General features: G+C 64.3%; 17 protein-coding genes. 14 read left to right on the top strand and 3 right to left on the bottom strand.

Annotation, left to right across the window (positions count from 1 at the left end):
* The first annotated feature begins 3 nt into the window (after positions 1 to 3).
* From N436_RS12400 to N436_RS12380, 4 genes are all read left to right on the top strand, one after another.
* Complete coding sequence (locus tag N436_RS12400) at positions 4 to 1,344, top strand: aromatic acid/H+ symport family MFS transporter (protein ID WP_110741153.1); 1,341 nt, start codon at positions 4 to 6, stop codon at positions 1,342 to 1,344.
* A 14-nt stretch (positions 1,345 to 1,358) separates the two neighbouring features.
* On the top strand, positions 1,359 to 2,834 hold the full coding sequence (locus N436_RS12395) for an aldehyde dehydrogenase family protein (protein ID WP_105948512.1): 1,476 nt from the start codon (positions 1,359 to 1,361) through the stop codon (positions 2,832 to 2,834).
* Positions 2,835 to 2,953: 119 nt separating this feature from the next.
* Positions 2,954 to 4,207, top strand: a complete 1,254-nt coding sequence (locus N436_RS12390; RefSeq protein ID WP_177410312.1) for an OprD family porin — start codon at positions 2,954 to 2,956, stop codon at positions 4,205 to 4,207.
* 246 nt (positions 4,208 to 4,453) lie between these two features.
* Positions 4,454 to 5,167: a GntR family transcriptional regulator gene (locus N436_RS12380; protein ID WP_016714586.1), complete on the top strand. Its 714-nt coding sequence runs from the start codon at positions 4,454 to 4,456 to the stop codon at positions 5,165 to 5,167.
* Between the two features lie 6 nt (positions 5,168 to 5,173).
* On the opposite strand, the gene N436_RS12375 is transcribed toward N436_RS12380, so the two are convergent.
* A complete protein-coding gene (locus N436_RS12375) occupies positions 5,174 to 6,124 on the bottom strand; it encodes a PDR/VanB family oxidoreductase (RefSeq protein ID WP_105948513.1) in 951 nt (316 codons plus the stop codon).
* A 12-nt stretch (positions 6,125 to 6,136) separates the two neighbouring features.
* Entirely contained in the window at positions 6,137 to 7,204 is a 1,068-nt protein-coding gene (locus tag N436_RS12370; protein ID WP_105948514.1) for an aromatic ring-hydroxylating dioxygenase subunit alpha, read from the bottom strand.
* A 237-nt stretch (positions 7,205 to 7,441) separates the two neighbouring features.
* Between N436_RS12370 and N436_RS12365 the strand changes: the two genes are divergently transcribed.
* Genes N436_RS12365 through N436_RS12355 form a run of 3 tightly spaced genes read left to right on the top strand, consistent with a single transcriptional unit; the run spans position 7,442 to position 11,596 of the window.
* A complete protein-coding gene (locus tag N436_RS12365; RefSeq protein ID WP_105948515.1) occupies positions 7,442 to 8,107 on the top strand; it encodes an ABC transporter ATP-binding protein in 666 nt (221 codons plus the stop codon).
* Positions 8,107 to 10,551, top strand: a complete 2,445-nt coding sequence (locus tag N436_RS12360) for an FtsX-like permease family protein (protein ID WP_110741152.1) — start codon at positions 8,107 to 8,109, stop codon at positions 10,549 to 10,551. Before N436_RS12365 ends, N436_RS12360 begins: the two co-directional genes overlap by 1 nt.
* On the top strand, positions 10,541 to 11,596 hold the full coding sequence (locus tag N436_RS12355; protein WP_105948517.1) for a lipocalin-like domain-containing protein: 1,056 nt from the start codon (positions 10,541 to 10,543) through the stop codon (positions 11,594 to 11,596). The genes N436_RS12360 and N436_RS12355 overlap by 11 nt, the downstream gene beginning before the upstream one ends.
* Before the next feature lie 137 nt (positions 11,597 to 11,733).
* On the opposite strand, the gene N436_RS12350 is transcribed toward N436_RS12355, so the two are convergent.
* A complete protein-coding gene (locus N436_RS12350) occupies positions 11,734 to 12,480 on the bottom strand; it encodes an enoyl-CoA hydratase-related protein (RefSeq protein WP_105948518.1) in 747 nt (248 codons plus the stop codon).
* Between the two features lie 102 nt (positions 12,481 to 12,582).
* On the opposite strand from N436_RS12350, the gene N436_RS12345 reads away from it, so the two are divergent.
* The 7 genes from N436_RS12345 to N436_RS12315 all read left to right on the top strand — a co-directional run bounded on the left by N436_RS12345 (position 12,583) and on the right by N436_RS12315 (position 20,792).
* The gene (locus tag N436_RS12345) at positions 12,583 to 13,227 is read left to right on the top strand and encodes a TetR family transcriptional regulator C-terminal domain-containing protein (protein ID WP_105948519.1); all 645 of its coding nucleotides are present in this window, start codon (positions 12,583 to 12,585) and stop codon (positions 13,225 to 13,227) included.
* Between the two features lie 73 nt (positions 13,228 to 13,300).
* Complete coding sequence (locus tag N436_RS12340) at positions 13,301 to 14,017, top strand: response regulator (protein ID WP_016715658.1); 717 nt, start codon at positions 13,301 to 13,303, stop codon at positions 14,015 to 14,017.
* On the top strand, positions 14,014 to 14,790 hold the full coding sequence (locus tag N436_RS12335; protein WP_110741151.1) for an ABC transporter substrate-binding protein: 777 nt from the start codon (positions 14,014 to 14,016) through the stop codon (positions 14,788 to 14,790). The genes N436_RS12340 and N436_RS12335 overlap by 4 nt, the downstream gene beginning before the upstream one ends.
* Positions 14,787 to 17,039, top strand: a complete 2,253-nt coding sequence (locus tag N436_RS12330) for an ATP-binding protein (protein ID WP_110741150.1) — start codon at positions 14,787 to 14,789, stop codon at positions 17,037 to 17,039. The genes N436_RS12335 and N436_RS12330 overlap by 4 nt, the downstream gene beginning before the upstream one ends.
* A gap of 196 nt (positions 17,040 to 17,235) precedes the next feature.
* A complete protein-coding gene (locus N436_RS12325; RefSeq protein WP_105948522.1) occupies positions 17,236 to 18,642 on the top strand; it encodes an amino acid permease in 1,407 nt (468 codons plus the stop codon).
* Between the two features lie 162 nt (positions 18,643 to 18,804).
* Positions 18,805 to 19,599: an enoyl-CoA hydratase/isomerase family protein gene (locus tag N436_RS12320; RefSeq protein ID WP_110741149.1), complete on the top strand. Its 795-nt coding sequence runs from the start codon at positions 18,805 to 18,807 to the stop codon at positions 19,597 to 19,599.
* Positions 19,600 to 19,631: 32 nt separating this feature from the next.
* Positions 19,632 to 20,792 (top strand): acyl-CoA dehydrogenase family protein, encoded by a 1,161-nt coding sequence (locus N436_RS12315; protein ID WP_105948524.1) that lies wholly within the window; start codon positions 19,632 to 19,634, stop codon positions 20,790 to 20,792.
* Positions 20,793 to 20,794: the final 2 nt, after the last annotated feature.

Here is a 20,794-nt window from a genome sequence, read left to right as displayed (position 1 = left end):
GCTATGAAGACGACTTCCGTAAGCGAAGTGATCGATGCTGCACCCTTCAATCGCACGCATCTGCTGATACTGTTGTGGGGCTGTTTCATCATGCTGTTCGACGGCTATGACATGGTGATCTATGGCTCGGTAGTGCCGCGCCTGATGCAGGAATGGCAACTCAGCGCCATCGAAGCCGGCACGCTTGGCAGTTGCGCACTGTTCGGCATGTTGTTTGGCGGTACCTTGCTGGCCCCGCTGGCCGACCGGTTCGGCCGGCGCAGACTGATCATCCTCACCACCTTGCTGGCCAGCCTGGCGGCGTTCATGACCGGCCATGCAAGGACGCCGCTGGAGCTCGGCGCGTGCCGCCTGGTGACCGGGCTGGCCCTTGGCGCGCTGGTCCCCAGCGCCGTCAACCTGATTAGCGAGTTCGCCCCGCAAGGTCGGCGTAGCACCCTGATTACCGTCATGTCCAGCTTCTACTCGGTGGGCGCAGTGCTGTCGGCGTTGCTGGCGATTGTGGTGATCCCGCAGTGGGGTTGGCAGGCGGTGTTCTATGTGGCGGTACTACCGGTGCTCGCTGTGCCGTTCATGCTGCGCTACCTGCCGGAATCGGCGGCGTTTCTTGAAATCAAGGGGCGCCGTGCGGAGCTTGAGCAACTGCTGGCCAAAGTCGATCCGGCGTTTCGCCCAGGCACCGAGTTGCGTTTGTCGGGGCGCGGCCAGCCGTTAGGCAAGGCGCGCCTGGCGCAGTTGTTTGGCCGTGGCCAGGCCCTGCCCACCTTGTTGCTGTGGGTGGCGTTCGCCATGTGCATGCTGATGAGTTACGGCCTCAACACCTGGTTGCCCAAGCTGATGGCGCAGGGTGGTTACCCGCTGGGATCGAGCCTGGCGTTTCTGGTCACGCTGAACATCGGCGCCACCGTCGGGGCGTTGTTTGGTGGCTGGCTCGCCGACCGCCTTGGTGTGCAGCGCACACTGGCGCTGTTCTTCGTGCTGGCTGCTGTGTCGTTGGCTGCACTGGGGCTAAACCCTGGCCCGCTGTTGCTGAACCTGCTGTTGCTGATTGCCGGCGCTACCACCATCGGCACGCTGGCGGTGATCCACGCCTATGCCTCTATTGCCTACCCGGCACACATCCGTTCTACCGGGGTGGGCTGGGCCGCCGGTATCGGCCGCCTCGGCGCAATCGCCGGCCCCATGCTGGGGGGTAGCCTGCTGTCGTTGCAGTTGCCTATCCAGCACAACTTCCTTGCCTTTGCCCTGCCTGGGGTGATCGGTGCGCTGGCCATTGCCTTTATCCAGGTGCGCGCGCCACAACAGGCCAGTGAGCCTGAAGCTGCCAACAAACCTACCTGCTGACCAAGGAGCCTTGCATGTCTGCCAATAGCCCCCGTTACCAAGACCTTCAGTTGCTGCCGATTGCCGGGCAGTGGCGCGCCGGCAGCGCCGGCAAGACCCTGAAGGTGCACAACCCCTACAACGACGACTTGTTGCTGCAAGTTCAACAGGCCAGCCGCGCCGACCTCGATGCCGCCTACCAGGAGGCGGCCCGGGCGCAGTTGCATTGGGCGGCCCTGGGGCCTGCCGCACGTGCGGCGGTGTTGTACGAAGTGGTGGCCATCTTCGACCGGCGCCGCGACGAAATCATCGACTGGATCATCCGCGAGTCTGGCAGTACCCGGCTCAAGGCCCAGCTGGAGTGGGGCGCGGCGCGGGCGATTGCGCTGGAGTCGGCATCGTTCCCGTCACGGGTGCACGGGCGCATTGTCGACTCCAACGTGCCGGGCAAGGAAAGCCGCGTGTACCGCAGTGCCCTGGGGGTGGTCGGGGTGATCAGCCCATGGAACTTCCCGCTGCACCTGACGCAACGCTCGATTGCCCCTGCGCTGGCGCTGGGCAATGCGGTGGTGGTCAAGCCCGCCAGCGACACACCGGTGTGCGGTGGCTTGCTGCTGGCGCGCATTTTCGAAGAGGCCGGCTTGCCGGCCGGGGTACTCAGCGTGGTGGTCGGTGCGGGCAGCGACATCGGTGATGCCTTCGTCGAGCACCCGGTACCGGCGCTGATCACCTTCACCGGCTCCACGCCGGTTGGGCGCGGCATCGGCCGTATCGCCAGCGGTGGCGAACACCTCAAGCACGTTGCGCTGGAACTGGGCGGCAACAGCCCGTTCGTGGTGCTGGACGATGCCGACCTCGAACAGGCCGTGAATGCTGCGGTGTTCGGCAAGTTCCTGCATCAGGGGCAGATCTGCATGGCCGTGAACCGGATCATCATTGACGACAGCCTTTACGACGCGTTCGCCGAGCGCTTCGTTGCGCGTGTCCGGGCGCTGGAGGTGGGCGACCCGGATGCGTCTGTCACGGTGATCGGGCCGGTAATCAATGCCCGGCAATTGCAAGGCTTGCAGGACAAGATCAGCCAGGCACGCCGCGAAGGTGCCGAGCCGCTGTACGAGGGCGGGGTCAGCGGCAACCTGCTGGCGCCGCATGTGTATGGCGAGGTCACTGCTGACATGGACCTTGCACGTAACGAAATTTTCGGCCCGTTGGTGGGCTTGCTGCGTGCACGCGACGAAGCCCATGCCCTGGCGTTGGCCAATGCCAGCGAATTCGGGCTTTCCAGTGCGGTGTTCAGCCGCAACCTGGAGCGCGCCGTACGCTTTGCCCGCCAGGTGCGGGCGGGCATGAGCCATATCAACGACATACCGGTGAACGACGAAGCCAACGCACCGTTCGGCGGTGAGAAGAACTCCGGGCTTGGCCGTTTCAACGGTGACTGGGCCATTGACGAGTTCACGCGTGATCACTGGGTCAGCGTGCAGCATGTGCCGCGCCAGTATCCGTTCTGACGCATTGAACCACTGAGTAGCGCCCGGCCCCGGCCGGGCATTCATGCAGCCTTTCGACCACGGGCTCCGGGCAGCCTGCGGGGGACGGCTGCGCCCAAGTAAAGCGGAGAACAATAATAATGATGCACACAACTTGCACGCTGGCCCGTTCGGTCCTGGCGGTATCGCTGGCGCTTGGCCTGGGTTTGCCGGCCTGGGCCGAGGAGGGGGGCTTCCTTGACGATGCCAAGGCCGGGCTGACCCTGCGCAACTACTACTTCAACCGCGATTTCCGCGACCCGGGGGCGGCCAAGGGCAAGGTCGAAGAGTGGGCCCAGGGCTTCATTTTCAAGTTCAGCTCTGGCTACACCCCGGGGTTGATCGGTGTTGGCCTGGACGGTATCGCCATGTTCGGTGTGAAGCTGGACAGCGGCGGTGGCACCAGCGGTTCCGAATTGCTGCCGGTGCACGATGACGGGCGTGCAGCCGACGACTATGGCCGGGCAGGGTTGGCGGCGAAGCTGCGTATTTCCGCGACCGAACTGAAGGTTGGTGAGCTGCTGCCCGACATCCCCCTGCTGCGCTACGACGATGGCCGCCTGCTGCCGCAGACATTCCGTGGGGCGATGCTTGATTCGCGAGAGATCGAAGGCTTGAGTCTGCAGGCCGGCCAGTACCGTGAAGTAAGCCTGCGCAACTCGTCCGACATGCAAGACCTTTCTGCCTGGGCCGCGCCCGGGGTCACCTCGGACGGCTTCAACTACGCCGGTGCCGAGTACCGCTTCAACCAGCAGCGCACACTGATCGGAGCCTGGCATTCGCAGCTGGAGGACATCTACCAGCAAAGCTACTTCAACCTGCTGCACAACCAACGGGTGGGGGAGTGGACGTTGGGGGCCAATCTTGGCTATTTCATCGACCGGGATGACGGCCAGGCGCGCATCGGCGACATTCAGAGCCGCACGGGTTACGCCTTGCTGTCGGCCTCGCACAGTGGTCATACACTGTACCTGGGGTTGCAGAAGGTCAGTGGCGACAGCCAGTGGATGTCGGTGTATGGCAGCAGTGGCCGTACCTTGGGCAACGACATGTTCAACGGCAACTTCAGCAACGCCGACGAGCGCTCGTGGCAAGTGCGTTACGACTATAACTTTGCCGCATTGGGGGTGCCTGGGCTGCTGGCCATGGTGCGTTACGGGCATGGCGAGAACGCGACCACGGCGGCCGGCAGCAATGGCAAGGAGTGGGAGCGCGATACCGAAGTGAACTACACCTTCCAGAGCGGGGCGTTGAAAAACCTTAACATCCGGCTGAACAACGCGACCAACCGGCGTAGCTTCAACAGTGATTTCGACCAGACCCGCCTGATTGTCAGCTATCCGCTGTCGCTATAAAGCTTTTACCGCGCCGCCTTTAAGGCACTGGGGCCGCTTTGCGGCCCATCGCCGGCAAGCCAGCTCCCACAGGTACTGCGCAGTACTGACGAACTGTGCGGTACCTGTGGGAGCTGGCTTGCCGGCGATGGGCTGCGCAGCAGCCCCAATGACACGCCTCACCGTCTCTCGTATTGCCCGAACAAGCCAACAGCACCTCCCCGCCTTACGCTAAGATGCCCGCTCATGTCCCTGGAAGTAGCCCGGATGAGCAAGCCTGGTCAAATGGTGCTGGTCGCGTTGCGCAAGATGATCGCCTCGGGCGAGCTTGCAGCTGGCGAGCGCTTGATGGAAGTCCCCACCGCCGAACTGTTCGGCGTGTCACGCATGCCGGTGCGCATGGCGTTTCGCACCCTTGAGCAGGAAGGCCTGCTGGTGCGTTTTGGCGGTCGGGGTTTTCAGGTGCGTTCGGTCAGTGCCGATGACATCGCCGGCGCCGTCGAGGTACGCGGCGTACTGGAAGGCCTGGCTGCCCGCCAGGCTGCGGAACGTGGCCTGTCAGCCCAGGCCCGCGAAGCGCTGCAACGCTGCCTGGTCGAAGGCGACCAGTTGTTCGACAAGGGCTTCGTCACCGAAGAAGACCTGCAGGCCTACCACGACCTCAACATGCGCTTTCACCAGGTTATCATCGAAGCCAGCCACAACCCGGCCATCGCCGATGCCCTGGCGCGTAACGACCACCTGCCGTTCGCCTCGGTCACCGCTCTGGCCGTGGACCGCCACGACCTGGCCCGCGAATACCGGCGCTTCAACTTCGCGCACATGCAACACCATGCGGCGTTCGATGCCTTGGTCAATCGCCAGGGCGCCCGCGCCGAGGCCATCATGCGCGAGCACGCCAACGCCACCTTGCGCTACGCCGAAACCTTCGGCGGGGCAACGGTGGAAGAGGGCATGAAGGTGATTCTGCCCTCGTCGTAGGCCGGTTCAGATATCCAGCACCAGCAGGGGTGTTTTCGAGCGCGAGCAGCAGGGCGTGAACTGATCGTTCAGCGCCTGCTCTTCGTCGGTCAGGAACATGTCGCGATGGTCTGGCGTGCCTTGCAGCACGCGCGTCAGGCAAGTGCCGCAAATGCCCTGTTCGCACGACATCGCAATCTCGATGCCGTGCTGCTCCAGCACCTGCACCACTGTCTGGTCGGCAGGCACCTCGAACACCTGGCCGGTGCTGCCGACCTGTACCGAGAAACTGCCGTCGTTGCTGGCATCCACCGGCGCTGCGGCAAAATATTCCCGATGCAGGCAAGCCTCCTGCCAGCCCAGGCCCCTGGCGCTGTCCAGCACATGCTGCATGAAACCACCCGGCCCACACACATACAGGTGGACATCCGGCTGCGGGTTATCCAGCACCCGTGCGATGTCCAGTGCCGTTTCTGGCTGCTCGTCAAAATGCACGAACAGGCGGTCGGCGAAAGGCGCTTTACGAATGCGTTCAACAAAGGCGGCACGCTCACTCGAGCGGGCGCAGTAGTGCAGTTCGAAATCCCCACCGCTTTGCGCCAGGTGCTCGGCCATGCACAGGATAGGGGTAATCCCGATACCCCCGGCAAACAGCACACTGCGCCGCGCCCCTTCCGCCAGCGGGAACAGGTTGCGGGGTTCGCTGATGCGCAGGCGTGCGCCGGCCTGTACCTGCTCGTGCAGGCAGCGTGAACCACCCCGCGAGGCCGGGTCGTTGAGCACACCGATCAGGTAGCGGTGGCGCTCTTCGGGGTGGTTGCACAAGGAATACTGGCGCACCAGCCCATCGGGCAAGTGCACATCTATATGCGATCCCGCGCTGAACGCGGGCAGCAGGCTGCCATCCGCTGCTGCCAGCTCGAAGCTGCAAATGCCCTGCGCTTCATCGTTGCGGGAAACCACTACGGCATCGATCATCTTGGCTTCTCCTCAGGCAGGGGTAGCGCTGGTGGCAATCAGTTGTGGCTGCGGCATGCGCTCTTTGGCAATCAGCCGCTCCAGGATCTTGCGCGACTGCACGCCACCGGCATCGATGTTCAGCTTCAGCAGGTTGCGTTCCGGGTAGGCCAACAGGTTCTGTTGCTGCCGCTCCAGCATCTCCAGGTCTTCGCTGAAGATCTTGCCCTGGCCTTCCCGGATGTTGTCGGTCAGCGCCTGGTCCTGCGCCGCAAAATTGCGCGCCATGCCCCAGAAGTACCAGATCGAGGTGTCGCTCTCTGGCGTGATGAAGTCCACCACGATGCTCGACGCCTTGTGCTGCGCCTCCGCGTGGTAGCCTCCTTTGCCGGCATGCGCCACGCCCACTTCGATCAGCACATGGCTGGGCGGGGTGAAGCGGCAGATCTGCCAGCGGTCCACCGGCACATCGTCTGCCAGCCCGTTGCCACGCAGGGCCATGCGCCAGAAGGGCGGGGCCATGATGTTTTCCATGTGCCGGGCGGTGACCACTTCGTCGCCGGTGACGGTGGTGACGGGCGGGGCCTCGTCGATTTCCTTCTGGCCGATGCTGGAGGCGTGCACGTAGGTTTCGTGGGTGAGGTCCATCAGGTTGTCGATCATCAGGCGGTAGTCACAACCGATATGGAACAGCCCACCGCCATAGGCCCACTCTTCATTGACGGCCCATTCCAGGTGCGGGATCAGCGCCGGGTCGGCCAGCGCCTGGTCGCCTGGCCAGACCCAGATGAAGCCATAGCGCTCGACGGCGGCGAAGGTTTTGTTGCAGGGAAAGCCCCGTACCCGCTGGCCCGGCATCGACACGGTCTTGCCATCGCAGCCCATCACCAGACCGTGGTAACCACACACCAGGTTGCCGTCTTCAACGTAACCCAGCGACAACGGCGCACCACGGTGCGGGCAGAAGTCCTCGACGGCGGCCACGCGGTTTTCCTGGGCGCGGTAGAACACGATCTTCTCGCCACAGATCTGCCGGCCCAAGGGTTTGGTGGCGATTTCGTCGGGGGTGCAGGCTACGTACCAGGTGTTTTTGGGGTACATGGGGGAGGCTCTCCGGGTTTTGTTTTTATTTAATGGATTCATTGGAGCCATTCTCTTCATGCGCGGTCAATGATTTGTGCTGTGATTTGCAAGGTTTTGGGCGATTATCGGATTTTTGTGGATCCACTAATAAAAATTTCGATCATGGCTCGGGATTGAGCAGGGTGGTTTAATGCCTGGGAAACGGCCTGAACCTGCTATTCCTAAACAAACCCCACAACCCACCAAGGCCCCTCGATGCTTGCCATCGAACAGCTCCACAAATCGTTCCCCACCCCCCAAGGCCCGCTGCCTGTGCTGCAGGGCGTCAACCTGAGCCTGGCACGCGGCAGCAGCCTGGCATTGATGGGCGAATCGGGCAGCGGCAAGAGCACCTTGCTGCACCTGGTTGCCGGCCTGGACCGCGCCGACTGTGGCCGGATCCTGATTGACGGCACGCCGCTCGACAGCCGTTCAGAGGCATCGTTGGCGCAGTGGCGGCGGCAGGGCATTGGCCTGGTGTTCCAGCAATACAATTTGATCAGCAGCCTGGACGTGGCGACGAACCTTGCATTCCAGGCAAGGCTTGCCGGCCGGCATGACCCGCAATGGGTGGCCTACCTGGCAGAACGCCTGGGCCTGGCAGGTTTGCTGGCGCGCTACCCGGAACAGTTGTCTGGCGGCCAGCAACAGCGGGTTGCCATTGGCCGTGCGCTGGCCGGGCGCCCGGCGTGGCTGCTGGCCGACGAGCCTACCGGCAGCCTTGACGAAGCCTGCAGCGACGAGGTGCTGAACCTGCTGCTGCAACTGGTCGCCGAGGCCGGCAGTGGTGTGCTGATGGTGACCCATAGCCCGCGGCTGGCGGCACGCTTGCAGCAGCGTTGCTACCTGCAGGCCGGCCGCGTTCAGCCAGAGCACGGGTGATGAGGCTTTTGTCGCTGGCCCTGTTGGCGTTGCTCAGCCATTGGCGGCGCCATCGGGTGCAGTTTGTCAGTATCTTCACCGGGCTGTGGCTGGCCACGGCCTTGTGGACGGGCGTACAGGCACTGAACAGCCAGGCCCGCAGCGACTATGCCCGGGCCAGTGCCGTGCTGGCCGGGCCGATGCAGGCGCAGTTTGTACCGCGCAAGGGTGAGCATTTCGACCAGGGGCTGTACGTGCAGTTGCGCAAGCAGGGGTGGCAGGTGACGCCCGTGCTGGAAGGGCGTTTGCGCTTGTCTGGTGAGCCTGTGCGCAGTGTGCGGCTGATTGGCATCGATCCATTGAGCCTGCCGCCGACCAGCAGCATTGCCGGCGTGCAGCCCCAGGCATTCGACCTGCAGGCATTCATCGGCACACCCGGGCAAGCCTGGGTAGGGCCAGATACGTTGCGCCAACTGGGCGCAGGTCCAAGGCACGACAGCGAAGGGCAACCGCTTCCCCCCGTGGTTCTGCAACCTGAGCTGGCGCCCGGGATAATGGTCGTCGACATCGGCCATGCCCAACGCCTGCTGCACGCACCCGGGCAGTTGTCGCGGTTGCTGGTGGCCGGCAAGCCAGGGCCGTTGCCTGCTGATATCGCGGCCCTGCTCGAACTGCAACCTCAGCAGGACGACGGCGGATTGCAGCGGCTGACCGACAGTTTTCACCTTAACCTGACCGCCCTTGGCCTGCTGGCGTTCGTTGTTGGCCTGTTCATCGCCCACGCCGCCATCGGCCTGGCGCTGGAGCAGCGGCGAGGCCTGATACGTAACCTGCGCGCCTGTGGGGTCAGCTTGAACACGTTGCTGTGTGCATTGGTATTGGAGCTGGGCCTGTTCGCACTGCTGGGCGGGCTGGCGGGTGTGGCCAGTGGGTATGCACTGGCCGCGTGGTTGTTGCCTGATGTGGCTGCCAGCTTGCGCGGCCTCTACGGCGCCCAGGTGGCCGGCACGCTGAGCCTGCCTGCAGGGTGGTGGCTGGCGGGTGTACTGGTGAGTGTGCTGGGGGCATTGCTGGCAGGGGTGAGCAGCGTGTTGCGTGCAGCCCGGCTGCCATTGCTGGCGCTGGTGCAGCCTCAGGCCTGGCGGCTGGCACAGGGGTTGTGGTCAAGGCGCCAGGCGTGCGCAGCAGGCTTGCTGTTGTTGCTGGCCTTGGGGTTTGGCGTGCTGGGTAACAGCCTGGCGTGCGCCTTTGCCATGCTGGCCGGGCTGTTGCTGGCGTCGGCACTCCTGTTGCCCGCCTTGCTCGACGACGGGCTTGGCGGGTTGACGCGGTTTTGTCGGCGGCCCCTGGCGCAATGGTTCGTGGCCGACAGCCGCCAGCAACTGCCGGCCCTGAGCCTGGCGCTTATGGCGTTGTTGCTGGCGCTGGCGGCCAGTGTCGGCGTGGGTAGCATGACCGAAGGCTTTCGCAAGACGTTCGTTGGCTGGCTGGACATGCGTCTGTCTGCCGATCTGTATGTCACCCCCCGGGATACCGAACAAGGGTTGCAAATGGCCGAATGGCTCGGCCAGCAATCTGCCGTCATCGCGGTGCTGCCTGGCTGGCGTGTTGAAACCCGGTTGCAGGGGTGGCCAGTGCAGGTCCAGGGTATCGTCGATCACCCCCTCTACCTCAAACGTTGGCCGTTGCTTGAACAGCAGCCGCGCGCCTGGGAGCAACTGTCCAGCGGGCAGGCCGTGATGCTCAGTGAACAATTGGCCAGGCGCTTGAAGCTGCACGTGGGGGACCGCCTTGCGCTGTCTTCGCAGGCCATGACGGTGGTCGGGGTCTATGCCGACTACGGCAACCCCAAGGGCCATGTGCTGGTGAATGCCGGCTGGTTGCGTTCGCATTGGCCAGAGGCGACGCTGACGGGGTTGAGTGTTGACCTGCACGCCGACCAAGTGCCCGTCACCAAGGCGGCGTTGCAACAGCACTTCGCCCTGGACGACAGCCGTGTGGTGGAGCAGGCACGCCTGAAAAGCTGGTCTACCGAGGTGTTCAACCGCACCTTCGCCGCCACCGCCGCACTCAACAGCCTCACCCTGGGTGTGGCCGGGGTGGCGTTGTTCATCAACCTGCTGACGTTGGGCCAAACCCGGCTCGGCCAGCTGGCACCGCTGTGGGCGCTGGGCGTGCAACGCAGGCAACTGGTGTGGTTGAGCCTGGGGCAAACGCTGATGCTAAGCAGTTTCACGGTACTGTTGGCCATTCCGCTGGGGGTGTTGCTGGCATGGTGCCTGGTGGCGGTCGTCAATGTGCAGGCGTTCGGCTGGCGTTTGCCGCTCTACGTGTTCCCTGCGCAACTGCTGCAACTGGCTGTGCTGGGCCTGTTGACCAGCCTGCTGGCCAGCGCCTGGCCGCTGTGGCAACTGGCGCGCCGCCAGCCCCGCGAACTGTTGAGGCCGTTTGCCGATGAAGCGTAGTGCGTGGTTGTTGCTGTGCGGCCTGCTGTGCGCTTGTGATCAACCGGCGCCACAAGGCTATGCCGGGCTTGGGCAGCAGGCGGTCGGGTTCAGCCAGGTAACCCGCGGGTATCACTTGGCGTTCCCCCGTGACCACGGCCCTCACGAAGGATTTCGCATCGAGTGGTGGTATGTCACTGCCAATCTCAAGGACGCCCAGGGGCGCGACTGGGGCGCGCAGTGGACGCTGTTCCGCTCGGCACTGCGCCCCGGCCCGGAAACCGCAGACTGGAACAGCCCGAACCTGTGGATGGGGCACGTGGCTTTGACCGGCCCGGGTGGGCATCAGTCTGGCGAAACCCTGGCACGCGGTGGTATCGGCCAGGCCGGTGTGCAGGCCCAGCCGTTTCGGGCGTGGATCAATGAATGGGCATTGCAGGGCAACGGTGGCATCGAAAGCCTGCGGATGAGCGGCGGTGGTGCAGCGTTCCGCTACGACTTGCGCTTGCACAGTGACCGGCCCTTGGTGCTGCACGGCGATCAGGGTTACAGCGAAAAATCCGGCAAGGGGCAGGCTTCCTATTATTACAGCCAGCCTTTTTACCGCGTGCAGGGGGAGGTGGAACGTGACGGCCTGTGCATTGCTGTTACTGGTCAGGCCTGGCTGGACCGGGAATGGAGCAGCCAGCCGCTGGCGGCCGGGCAGACTGGGTGGGACTGGTTTTCCCTGCATCTGGACAGCGGTGCCAAGCTGATGCTGTTCCAGGTGCGCGAGGCGCAGGGTGAGGCCTATCGCGCTGGTACTTGGGTTGGCCCAAAGGGTGAAGTGATTGCACTGCAAGGAGCGCAGGTTCAGCTGCAGCCCCTTGCCTGGGCCGAGCAGAAGAATGGCAAGCAGATACCGATACGCTGGCGGGTGCAGGTGCCGGAGCATGAGGTGGATATACAGGTTGATGCAGTGGAGCCGCAGGCCTGGATGGATACACGATTCCCGTATTGGGAAGGGCCGGTGCGGTTGACGGGGAGTGCGGGTGGGCGCGGGTATCTGGAGATGACCGGCTATTAGCGATCCTGCAATTGGGGCTGCTTTGCAGCCCATCGCCGGCAAGCCAGCTCCCACAGGTACTGCACATGGCTTGAAGGCGCTACGATCGAGGTGGGAGCTGGCTTGCCGGCGATGGGCCGCACCGCGGCCCCAGGCTTTTAATCCTTGATCAGCCCCCGTAAAACAGTCCGCGCTTCTTCAGTACGCAAACACTCGATAAACAACCGGCTCTCCCGCGCTACCGTCGCCTCCAGCTCGGCCCGCTGGCTGTCCTTGAGCAGCCGCTTGCTGATACGCAGCGCCGCCTGCGGGTAGCCTTGCAGCTGCCGCGCCAGCGTGCGTGCTGCGGCCAGGCATTGTTCGCCATCCTCATGCAGCTCGTTGGCCAACCCCCAGGCCACCAACTGTTCGCCATTCAGCAACTCGTTGCCCAGCAGCAAGCGGGCCGCACGGGCCTGGCCAAGCAAGCGAGGCAGCAGCAGGCTGGAGCCAAACTCCGGGCACACACCCAGTGGCGCGAACGGCATGCGCAGTTTGGTCGAACGGCTGACAAGCACCTGGTCGCAATGCAACAGCAAGGTGGCACCAATGCCGATGGCCGCGCCACTGACTGCCGCGATCAGCGGCTTGTCCAGGCCCATCACCACCCGCATCAGGCGAAATACCGGGCTGTCCAGATCACCGGGCGGGTTGTCGAGAAAGTCGCGCAGGTCGTTGCCCGCGGTGAAGCACTGCGGCCCACCGGTGATGATGATTGCCTCCACGCCCGGGTCTTCACTGGCCGCCAACAGCAGGTCGCCCAGCCGCTGGTACATGGCCGTGTTCAGTGCGTTGAGCTTGTCGGGGCGGTTGAAGGCCAGGGTCAGCAGGCCCTGGTCCAGGTCGCGTGTGATCAGGTCGTTCATGGCAGCCGCTTTTGTTGTTGTGGGCAGGAGAGCCAAGGGTTTATCACGCACGCCGGCTTGTTGTACAGTCGTTCAGTCCAGCCCCAGAACCGAGAGCCGCCCATGAACCAGGAAGCCCGCTACCACCGCATGCTGCCGGAATTGCGCAAAGCCAACCTGGTCGAAGCGACCCTGGTGTGCCTCAAGCGCCATGGCTTCCAGGGGGCTTCGATCCGCAAGATCTCGGCCGAGGCCGGGGTTTCGGTAGGGCTGATCAGCCACCACTACGCCGGCAAGGACGAACTGGTGGCCGAGGCCTACCTGGCGGTTACCGGGCGGGTGATGGGCCTGTTGCGTGAGGCCATGGCCCAGGCCGCGCCCAATGCCCGCGAGCGGTTGTCGGCGTTTTTCCGCGCTTCGTTCTGCGCAGAGTTGCTCGACCCGCAACTGCTTGACGCCTGGCTGGCGTTCTGGGGCGCGGTCAAGACAGCTGATGCAATCAACCAGGTGCACGACCATTCCTATGGCGAGTACCGTAAGGAGCTGAGCCAGCTGCTGGCCTCGCTCGCCGGGGACGAGGGCTGGCAGGGCTTCGATGCCGACCTCGCCGCCATCAGCCTCAGCGCCCTGCTGGACGGCCTGTGGCTGGAGTCGGGGCTCAACCCCGGCACCTTCACGCCCGAGCAGGGCGTGATTATCTGCGAAGCCTGGGTCGATGGCCTGCAAGCCGGTGGTCGGCGCCGTTTCAGCCTGCCCGAGGGCTGTTGATCGCCTGTTCAGTAACGAGTACGCTGCTGGCGCGAGTGTGTAGAACAACACCAATAAAAAGAGACGACACGCAATGACGCCTCGGGTATTGATCGTCGATGACGATCCGCTTATTCGTGACTTGCTGCAGGCCTATCTTTCCCAGGAAGGCTACGACGTACACTGCGCTGATACGGCAGAAAAAGCCGAAGCCCTGCTCGGCAGCCAGGATGTCGACCTGGTGCTGCTGGATATCCGCCTGCCCGGCAAGGACGGCCTCACCCTGACCCGCGAGCTGCGGGTGCGCTCGGAGGTGGGCATCATCCTCATCACAGGGCGCAACGACGACATCGACCGTATCGTCGGCCTGGAATGCGGCGCCGATGACTATGTGATCAAACCGCTCAACCCCCGTGAGCTGGTGTCGCGCGCCAAAAACCTGATCCGCCGCGTACGCCATGCTCGCGAAGTGCACCCCGTGCCTGCCTGTGCGCAGTCGCTGAAGCAGTTTGCCGACTGGGCGCTGGACACCGACCGGCGCCGCCTGATCGACGCCCGTGGCGGGCAAACCTTGCTGACTCATGGCGAGTTCCAACTGCTCAGTGTATTCCTGCGCAACAGCGGCCATACCCTCAGCCGTGATCAGTTGATGGACCAGATTCGCAACCGTGAGTGGGTGCCCAACGACCGCTCCATCGACGTGCTGGTCGGCCGCCTGCGGCGCAAGCTACACGACGATCCGGCCGAGCCGCAACTGATCATCACCATCCACGGCACCGGCTACCTGTTCACTGCCAGCGTGGCAGCATGACCCCTCGCGCCTTGGGGGTGGCGCTGGCGATGCTCGCCGCGCAGGCCGGTGCGGCCGAGACGGTGCGCTATTGCGACTACCCGGTGTACCCGCCGATCTCCTGGAGCGATGGCCACCAAGTGCGCGGCCTGGCGCCGACCGTGGTGCGCGAGCTGTTCACCCGCATGGGCTACGACGTGCAGACGGTGGTGCTGGGCAACTGGAAGCGCTGCCTGATGGACGCCGCCGCCGGGCGGGTGGACGTGGTACTGGCCTACAACAGCGACCAGCGTGACCAGCGCATGCGTTTTTCCACCGAGCCGGTGGTACGCGAAGAGGTGGCGGTGTTCTACAACCGCCTTCGGCCGGTTCGGTTCCAGCGCGTGGAGGACCTTGCAGGCTACCGTGGCGGCCTGCTGTACGGTGAAAGCTACGGCGCCGAATTCGACCGCTTCGTGGCCCGCCACCAGAACATCGAGCGGGTGTCTTCCAGCCAGCAGAACTTCGGCAAGTTGATCCGTGGGCGCATCGATTATGTGATCCAGGAGCGGCGCACCGGCCAACTGTTCATCGAGCACCTGCCCGGGGCGCAGGATATCCGCGTATTGCCCAGCGCCCTGAGCGTGGACTACCTGCGCGTTGCGGTGTCGCGGCGATCACCCCTGAGCCGGCACATGGACGAAATCGACGCGCAGTTGCAGCGTATGAACCAGGCCGGAGAGATCGCGCGCTGGCTGGAGCAGAGTGAAGTCACCTACAGGGACATGATCAACCTGCCGGTGGATGCGCGATGATCCCGCTACGTGCCGACGGCCTGCTGCGCCGCCTGCTGTTGTTCATCCTGTTGTTCAGCCTGTGCTTCACCGTGCTGGCCAGCGGGGTGCAGCTGTACTTCGAGTACCGCCGCGAGATGCGCGACATTGACGCGCGCATGGCGCTGATCCGTGCGGGCTACCTGGCCAGCCTGGAGCGCAGCTTGTGGGACCTGGACGAGGCGCAGCTGGACACCCAACTGCGCGGCCTGGTGGACTTTTCCGATGTGGCCCGGGTGCGCCTGGTCAGCGACGACTTCCAACTGCTACGAGGGGCGGCCGAGCCCAAAGGGCCGCTGCGCGTCGAACGCTTCCCGCTCGACTTTCAGCCCCCTTCGGGGCCTGCCAGGCACCTGGGTGAGCTGGAAGTGACCATTGACCTGGGGGCCGTGCATCAGCGGCTGTATGCCACCGGCTTGACCAGCCTGCTGTGGATGGGCGTGTTTTTGTGCGGATTGGCGGTGGCGCTGTCGGGGCTTTTCTACCGACTGGTCACCCGCCACCTGCAAGTGATGGCCGAGTTCGCTCGCCGTATTGGCGCCGGCCAGTGGCAGGAGCCGTTGCGCCTGGGCCGTCGTCCTTCATCGCGCCCGGATGAAATCGACACGGTGGCCAATGCCTTGGACGATATGCGCCGCGCCATACTCAGCGACATCGAGCGCCGCGAGCGTGATCGGCTTGAACTGCAGGACAAGCGCGACGAACTGCAGGCCATGGTCGAGCGGCGTACAGCCAGCCTGGCTCGGGCCAAGGACGAGGCCGAGGCTGCCAACCTGGCCAAGTCGCGCTTTCTGGCGACCATGAGCCATGAGCTGCGTACGCCGCTTAACGGCATTCTGGGCATGGCCGAATTGTTGCGTGGCGGGCGGCTGGAGTTGCCTGACCGTCAGCGCGTCGAGGCCTTGTACAAGGCCGGCGAGGGGCTGCTGGCGATTCTCAACGAAGTGCTGTATTTCGCCCGGCTCGAAGAAGGCGAGAGCCGGGCCGAGCTGGTGGGTTTTTCCTTGCGCCAATTGTGCCAGGAAGTGTTGACGCTGCTTGAGCCCATGGCCAAGGACAACGGCGACACGTTGCACCTGCATATCGATGAGCCGTTGGGCGAGTACCAGCACGGTGCCGAGCAGTACCTGCGCCAGGTGCTCAGCAACCTGCTGGCCAATGCCATCAAGTTCACCGAGCACGGCCAGGTGCAGCTTGGGGTGCGGGTGCTTGCCAGTAGCGAACACGCGCAGCGCTTGCGGCTGTCGGTCAGTGACAATGGCATCGGCATCGAGCCCGCCGTGCAGGCGAAAATCTTCGACCGCTTCGTCCAGGCCAGCGAGGCCGTGGCCCGTCGCTATGGCGGCACCGGCCTGGGCCTGGCGATCTGCAAGCACCTGGTGGAAAAACTGGGCGGCAGCATCGGCCTGGACAGCGTGCCGGGGCAGGGCAGTTGCTTCTGGTTCGAGCTCGAAATGGCCCACGGGCACCCCGTGCCGGGCCGGTCACCCGCCACGCCGCCCATGCCCAGCCTGGATATCCTGGTGGTCGAAGACGTGGCACTGAACCGCGAGGTGGCGAGTGGGTTGCTACTGCGCGATGGCCATCGGGTGAGCTTTGCCGAAGACGCCGGGCAGGCCCTGCAGGTTTGCGCGCAACGGCGCTTCGACCTGATCCTGCTGGACGTACACTTGCCGGGCATGAGTGGGGTGGAACTGTGCCAGAGGCTGCGTGCCTCGCCCGGACCGAACCGCGCCAGCCGGATTCTGGCGCTGACGGCCGGGGTGCAACCGGGGCAGGTATCGGGTTATCTGGCGGCCGGCATGCAGGGGGTACTGGCCAAGCCGTTGCGGTTGGAGACCCTGCGCAAGGCGTTGGCCGAAGTGGCGCCCAGCGAAGGGGTTGGCACTGACGCAGACATGGACTGGTCGCTGCTGGACACCCACCGTTCGCTGCTGGGTGAGCAGAAGCTGCAGGGCTTGCTGAAGGTGCTGCGCCAGTCACTGGAGCAGCACGCCACGGCACTGGCCGAGGCGCTGCTGGCCCAGGACAATACCGAGGTGCTGCACCTGGCCCATCGTTTGGCCGGCAGTTGCGACTCCCTGGGCTTTTCTGGCCTGGCGGCGCTATTGCGCTGCCTTGAAGAGGCGGCCCGGCAGCACGACGAACAGGCGTTGAAGGCGCTTGGCGAGCCATTGGCCAGCCAGCTCGGTCAGGCCCGCGCCACCCTGGAACAGCTGATCCAGGGCTGACGTACAAAAAACTTACGACTTTTTACATCTTCGATCCGTTCGTACAACGGCGCCTTACATCTGTTTCCAATAATCCATGGCAACCGTGCTGTACGCGGTCCATGAGGCTTACTGGAGACAAGAACAATGACATGCCCTAGTGCTCAGCCCTTCCTTCGCACCACACCGCGCACCGGCCGCAATGGCGAGGTGCACCATGACTGAGACCCACGAGAAGATCCAGCTCACCCGCGCACTGAAAAGCCGCCACATCTTCATGTTGTCGCTGGGTGGGGTGATCGGCACCGGCCTGTTCATGGGCTCGGGCGTGACCATCAACCAGGGCGGCCCGGTGGGCGCGATCCTGGCCTACCTGGTGGCAGGCTTGCTGATGTACCTGGTGATGGTCTGCCTGGGCGAGCTGTCGGTGCAGATGCCGGTGTCCGGCTCGTTCCAGGCCCACGCCACCAAGTTCATCGGCCCTGCCACCGGCTTCATGATCGGCTGGGTGTACTGGATGAGCTGGGCCACTACGGTGGGCCTGGAGTTCACCGCCGCCGGCATGCTGATGACCCGCTGGTTCCCCGAGGTGCCGATCTGGTACTGGTCAGCGCTGTTCGTGGTCGTGCTGTTCGGCCTCAACGCCTTGGCCACCCGCGCTTTTGGCGAGGCGGAGTACTGGTTCTCGGGCATCAAGGTGGCGACCATCCTCGGTTTCATTGTCATTGGCCTGTTGGTGATTTTTGGCGCCATCCCGCTGAGCAGCGGGGCACCGGCACCGATGCTGGACAACCTGGTGGGCGAGTCGCTGTTCCCACACGGCCTGTCGGCAGTCTTCGCCGTGATGATGACCGTGGTCTATGCCTTCCAGGGGTGTGAAATCATGGGCGTGGCAGCCGGTGAGACCGAGCACCCGGAAAAGAGCATCCCGCGGGCCGTGCGCAACGTGGTGTTCCGTGTGCTGATCTTCTATGTGCTGGCGATTGCCGTGCTGTCGGCCATCGTGCCGTACGAGCAGGCCGGCTTGATGGAAAGCCCGTTCGTGCAGGTGTTCGACATGGTCGGTATCCCTTACGCCGCCGACCTGATGAACTTCGTCATCCTTACCGCCATCCTGTCGGTGGGCAACTCCGGGCTGTATGCGTCCACGCGCATTCTGTGGGCCATGTCCAAGAGCGGCATGGCGCCGAAAAGCCTGTCGCCGCTGAGCAAGCGTGGTGTACCGCTGCGGGCGCTGAGCATCACCCTGTGCTTTGCGTTGATCTCGTTGATGACCAGCTTCATTGCCGCCGACACCCTGTTCATGGTGCTGATGGCGGTGAGCGGCATGTCCGGCACCGTGACCTGGATCGTCATTGCCCTGGCGCAATACCGCTTCCGCAAAGCCTACCTGCGTGAAGGTGGGCAACTGCAAGGCCTGAAGTACAGGGCGCCGCTGTACCCGTTGGTGCCGCTGCTGTGCATCACCCTGTGCAGTTCGCTGTTCGTGTTCCTGGCGCTGGATGAAACCCAGCGGCCGTCGCTGTACTGGGGCTTTGGCTTCATTGCCCTGTGCTACGCGGCGTATTTCTTCGTCAATCGCCGTCGGCAGGGTGCCCTGGCACCCAGCGCGCCCGGCGTCTGAACCGACAGCCCATACCGCACCCCCCCCTGCAATCACAGGGGGGGGTGTAACGTCGAAGACCAAGTTGTGCGAAGTTGTAACAGCCCATCCCGCCTTGTTGAACACTCGTTTAGTATCTCCCTCGTCAGCCCCTCAAATAGACACAACAATACCGAGGCCCACATGACCACCCCGTCGTCGTCTCTGTTGAGCAAGGTCGAAGCCGGCGTTGCCTGGATCACCCTCAACCGCCCCGAGCAGCGCAACGCGCTGGATATCCCCACCCTCAAGCAGCTGCACGCCTTGCTCGACAGCCACAACGGCGACCCGGCCGTACGCGTGGTGGTATTGACCGGCAGCGGCCGCAGCTTCTGCGCCGGTGCCGACCTGGCCGAGTGGGCCGCCGCCGAGGCCGCAGGCACCCTGGAAACCTATGGCTGGACCGAAACCGCCCACGCCCTGATGTTGCGCTTGCACAGCCTCGACAAACCCACCCTCGCGGCCATCAACGGCACCGCTGTGGGTGGGGGCATGGACCTCAGCCTGTGCTGCGACCTGCGCATCGCCGCCGCCTCGGCGCGCTTCAAGGCCGGCTACACCAGCATGGGCTACAGCCCCGATGCCGGCGCCAGCTGGCACCTGCCTCGGCTGATCGGCAGCGAACAGGCCAAGCGCCTGTTGTTCCTCGATGAACTGTGGGGCGCCGAACGCGCCCTGGCAGCCGGGCTGGTCAGCGAAGTGTGCCCTGACGAACAACTGCCCGCCGTAGCCGCCGAACTGGCCGGGCGCCTGGCCAACGGCCCGACCTTCGCCTACGCGCAAACCAAGCGGCTGATCCGCGACGGCGCCCGGTGCACCCTGGCCGAACAGCTGGAAGCCGAGCGCCACGCCGGCCTGCTGTGTGGCCGTAGCCAGGACGGCGCCGAGGCGCTGCAAGCCTCGGTTGAACGTCGCGCCCCCCGTTTCACCGGCCAGTAACCCGATACCGACCCTGACCAGGACCTTCGCAGATGAATTTCCAACTGACCCAAGAACAAGAAATGTTGGTGGAAGCGGTACGCAGCTTTGTTGCCAAAGAGCTGCTGCCCCATGAGGAAGCGGTGGACCGTGCCGATGCCGTGTCCCCGGAACTGGCCGCGCAGATCCGTGGCAAAGCCCTCGCTGCCGGGTTCTACGCCTTCAACATGCCCGAGGAAGTCGGCGGCGGTGGCCTGGACTACCTGTCCCAGGCGCTGATCGAACGCGAGCTGTCCAAGGTGTCCTGGGCGCTGCATGTGTTCGTTGCCCGGCCTTCGAAAATCCTCATGGCCTGCAAGGACGAGCAGATCAACGACTACCTGCTGCCCTGCGTGCAAGGCGAGAAAACCGACTGCTTCGCCCTCACCGAGCCGGGGGCCGGCTCTGATGCCAACGCCATCAAGACCCGCGCCGTGCGCCAGGGCGATGACTTTGTCATCAATGGCAGCAAGCACTTCATCAGCCACGCGGGCCATGCCGACTTCGCCATTGTCTTTGCCGTCACCGACACCTACGAGCACAACGGGCGCAAGCGCAACGCGGTCACGGCCTTCCTGGTGGACCGGGGTACGCCGGGCATGACCATCCGCCGTGGCCCCAAGTGCGTGAGCAACCGCGGCTATCACACTTATGAGCTGTTCTTCGACGATTGCCGGGTACCGGCCAGCAAGGTGTTGGGTGAAGTCGACAAAGGCTGGGAAGTGGCCAACGCCTGGCTCACCGCCGGCCGGGTGATGGTGGCCGCCAACTGCGTAGGCCAGGCCCAGCGCGCCCTCGACCTGTCGCTGCAATGGGCCGCCGACCGCAAGCAGTTCGGCCAGGCCATTGGCAGCTATCAAGGTGTGTCGTTCAAGCTGGCCGACATGGCGACGCAGATCCGCGCTGCCGAAATGCTCACCCTGCACACTGCCTGGAAGATGGACCAGGGCAGCATGACCGATGGCGAGGCCGGCATGGCCAAATTGTTTGCCAGTGAAGTGCTGGGCAAGGTGGCCGACGAAGCCGTGCAGATCTTCGGTGGCATGGGCCTGATGGATGAAGGGCCGGTCGAGCGCATCTGGCGCAATGCGCGTATCGAGCGCATCTGGGAGGGCACCTCGGAAATCCAGCGGCACATCATCGCCCGTGAACTGCTGCGCCCGCTGCTGCGCTGACC

The organism is Pseudomonas sp. RV120224-01b (assembly GCF_003208145.1).
Taxonomy (GTDB): Bacteria; Pseudomonadota; Gammaproteobacteria; order Pseudomonadales; family Pseudomonadaceae; genus Aquipseudomonas; species Aquipseudomonas monteilii.
This window is presented reverse-complemented; position numbering and strand designations above follow the sequence as displayed.

Coding starts and splice junctions, on each gene's coding strand:
- N436_RS12370 (WP_105948514.1), bottom strand. CDS start 7,204: ATGTACCCCAAAAACACCTGGTACGTAGCCTGCACCCCCGACGAAATC.
- N436_RS12360 (WP_110741152.1), top strand. CDS start 8,107: ATGAGGCTTTTGTCGCTGGCCCTGTTGGCGTTGCTCAGCCATTGGCGG.
- N436_RS12350 (WP_105948518.1), bottom strand. CDS start 12,480: ATGAACGACCTGATCACACGCGACCTGGACCAGGGCCTGCTGACCCTG.
- N436_RS12355 (WP_105948517.1), top strand. CDS start 10,541: ATGAAGCGTAGTGCGTGGTTGTTGCTGTGCGGCCTGCTGTGCGCTTGT.
- N436_RS12400 (WP_110741153.1), top strand. CDS start 4: ATGAAGACGACTTCCGTAAGCGAAGTGATCGATGCTGCACCCTTCAAT.
- N436_RS12320 (WP_110741149.1), top strand. CDS start 18,805: ATGACCACCCCGTCGTCGTCTCTGTTGAGCAAGGTCGAAGCCGGCGTT.
- N436_RS12340 (WP_016715658.1), top strand. CDS start 13,301: ATGACGCCTCGGGTATTGATCGTCGATGACGATCCGCTTATTCGTGAC.
- N436_RS12365 (WP_105948515.1), top strand. CDS start 7,442: ATGCTTGCCATCGAACAGCTCCACAAATCGTTCCCCACCCCCCAAGGC.
- N436_RS12395 (WP_105948512.1), top strand. CDS start 1,359: ATGTCTGCCAATAGCCCCCGTTACCAAGACCTTCAGTTGCTGCCGATT.
- N436_RS12380 (WP_016714586.1), top strand. CDS start 4,454: ATGAGCAAGCCTGGTCAAATGGTGCTGGTCGCGTTGCGCAAGATGATC.
- N436_RS12390 (WP_177410312.1), top strand. CDS start 2,954: ATGATGCACACAACTTGCACGCTGGCCCGTTCGGTCCTGGCGGTATCG.
- N436_RS12335 (WP_110741151.1), top strand. CDS start 14,014: ATGACCCCTCGCGCCTTGGGGGTGGCGCTGGCGATGCTCGCCGCGCAG.
- N436_RS12345 (WP_105948519.1), top strand. CDS start 12,583: ATGAACCAGGAAGCCCGCTACCACCGCATGCTGCCGGAATTGCGCAAA.
- N436_RS12315 (WP_105948524.1), top strand. CDS start 19,632: ATGAATTTCCAACTGACCCAAGAACAAGAAATGTTGGTGGAAGCGGTA.
- N436_RS12330 (WP_110741150.1), top strand. CDS start 14,787: ATGATCCCGCTACGTGCCGACGGCCTGCTGCGCCGCCTGCTGTTGTTC.
- N436_RS12375 (WP_105948513.1), bottom strand. CDS start 6,124: ATGATCGATGCCGTAGTGGTTTCCCGCAACGATGAAGCGCAGGGCATT.
- N436_RS12325 (WP_105948522.1), top strand. CDS start 17,236: ATGACTGAGACCCACGAGAAGATCCAGCTCACCCGCGCACTGAAAAGC.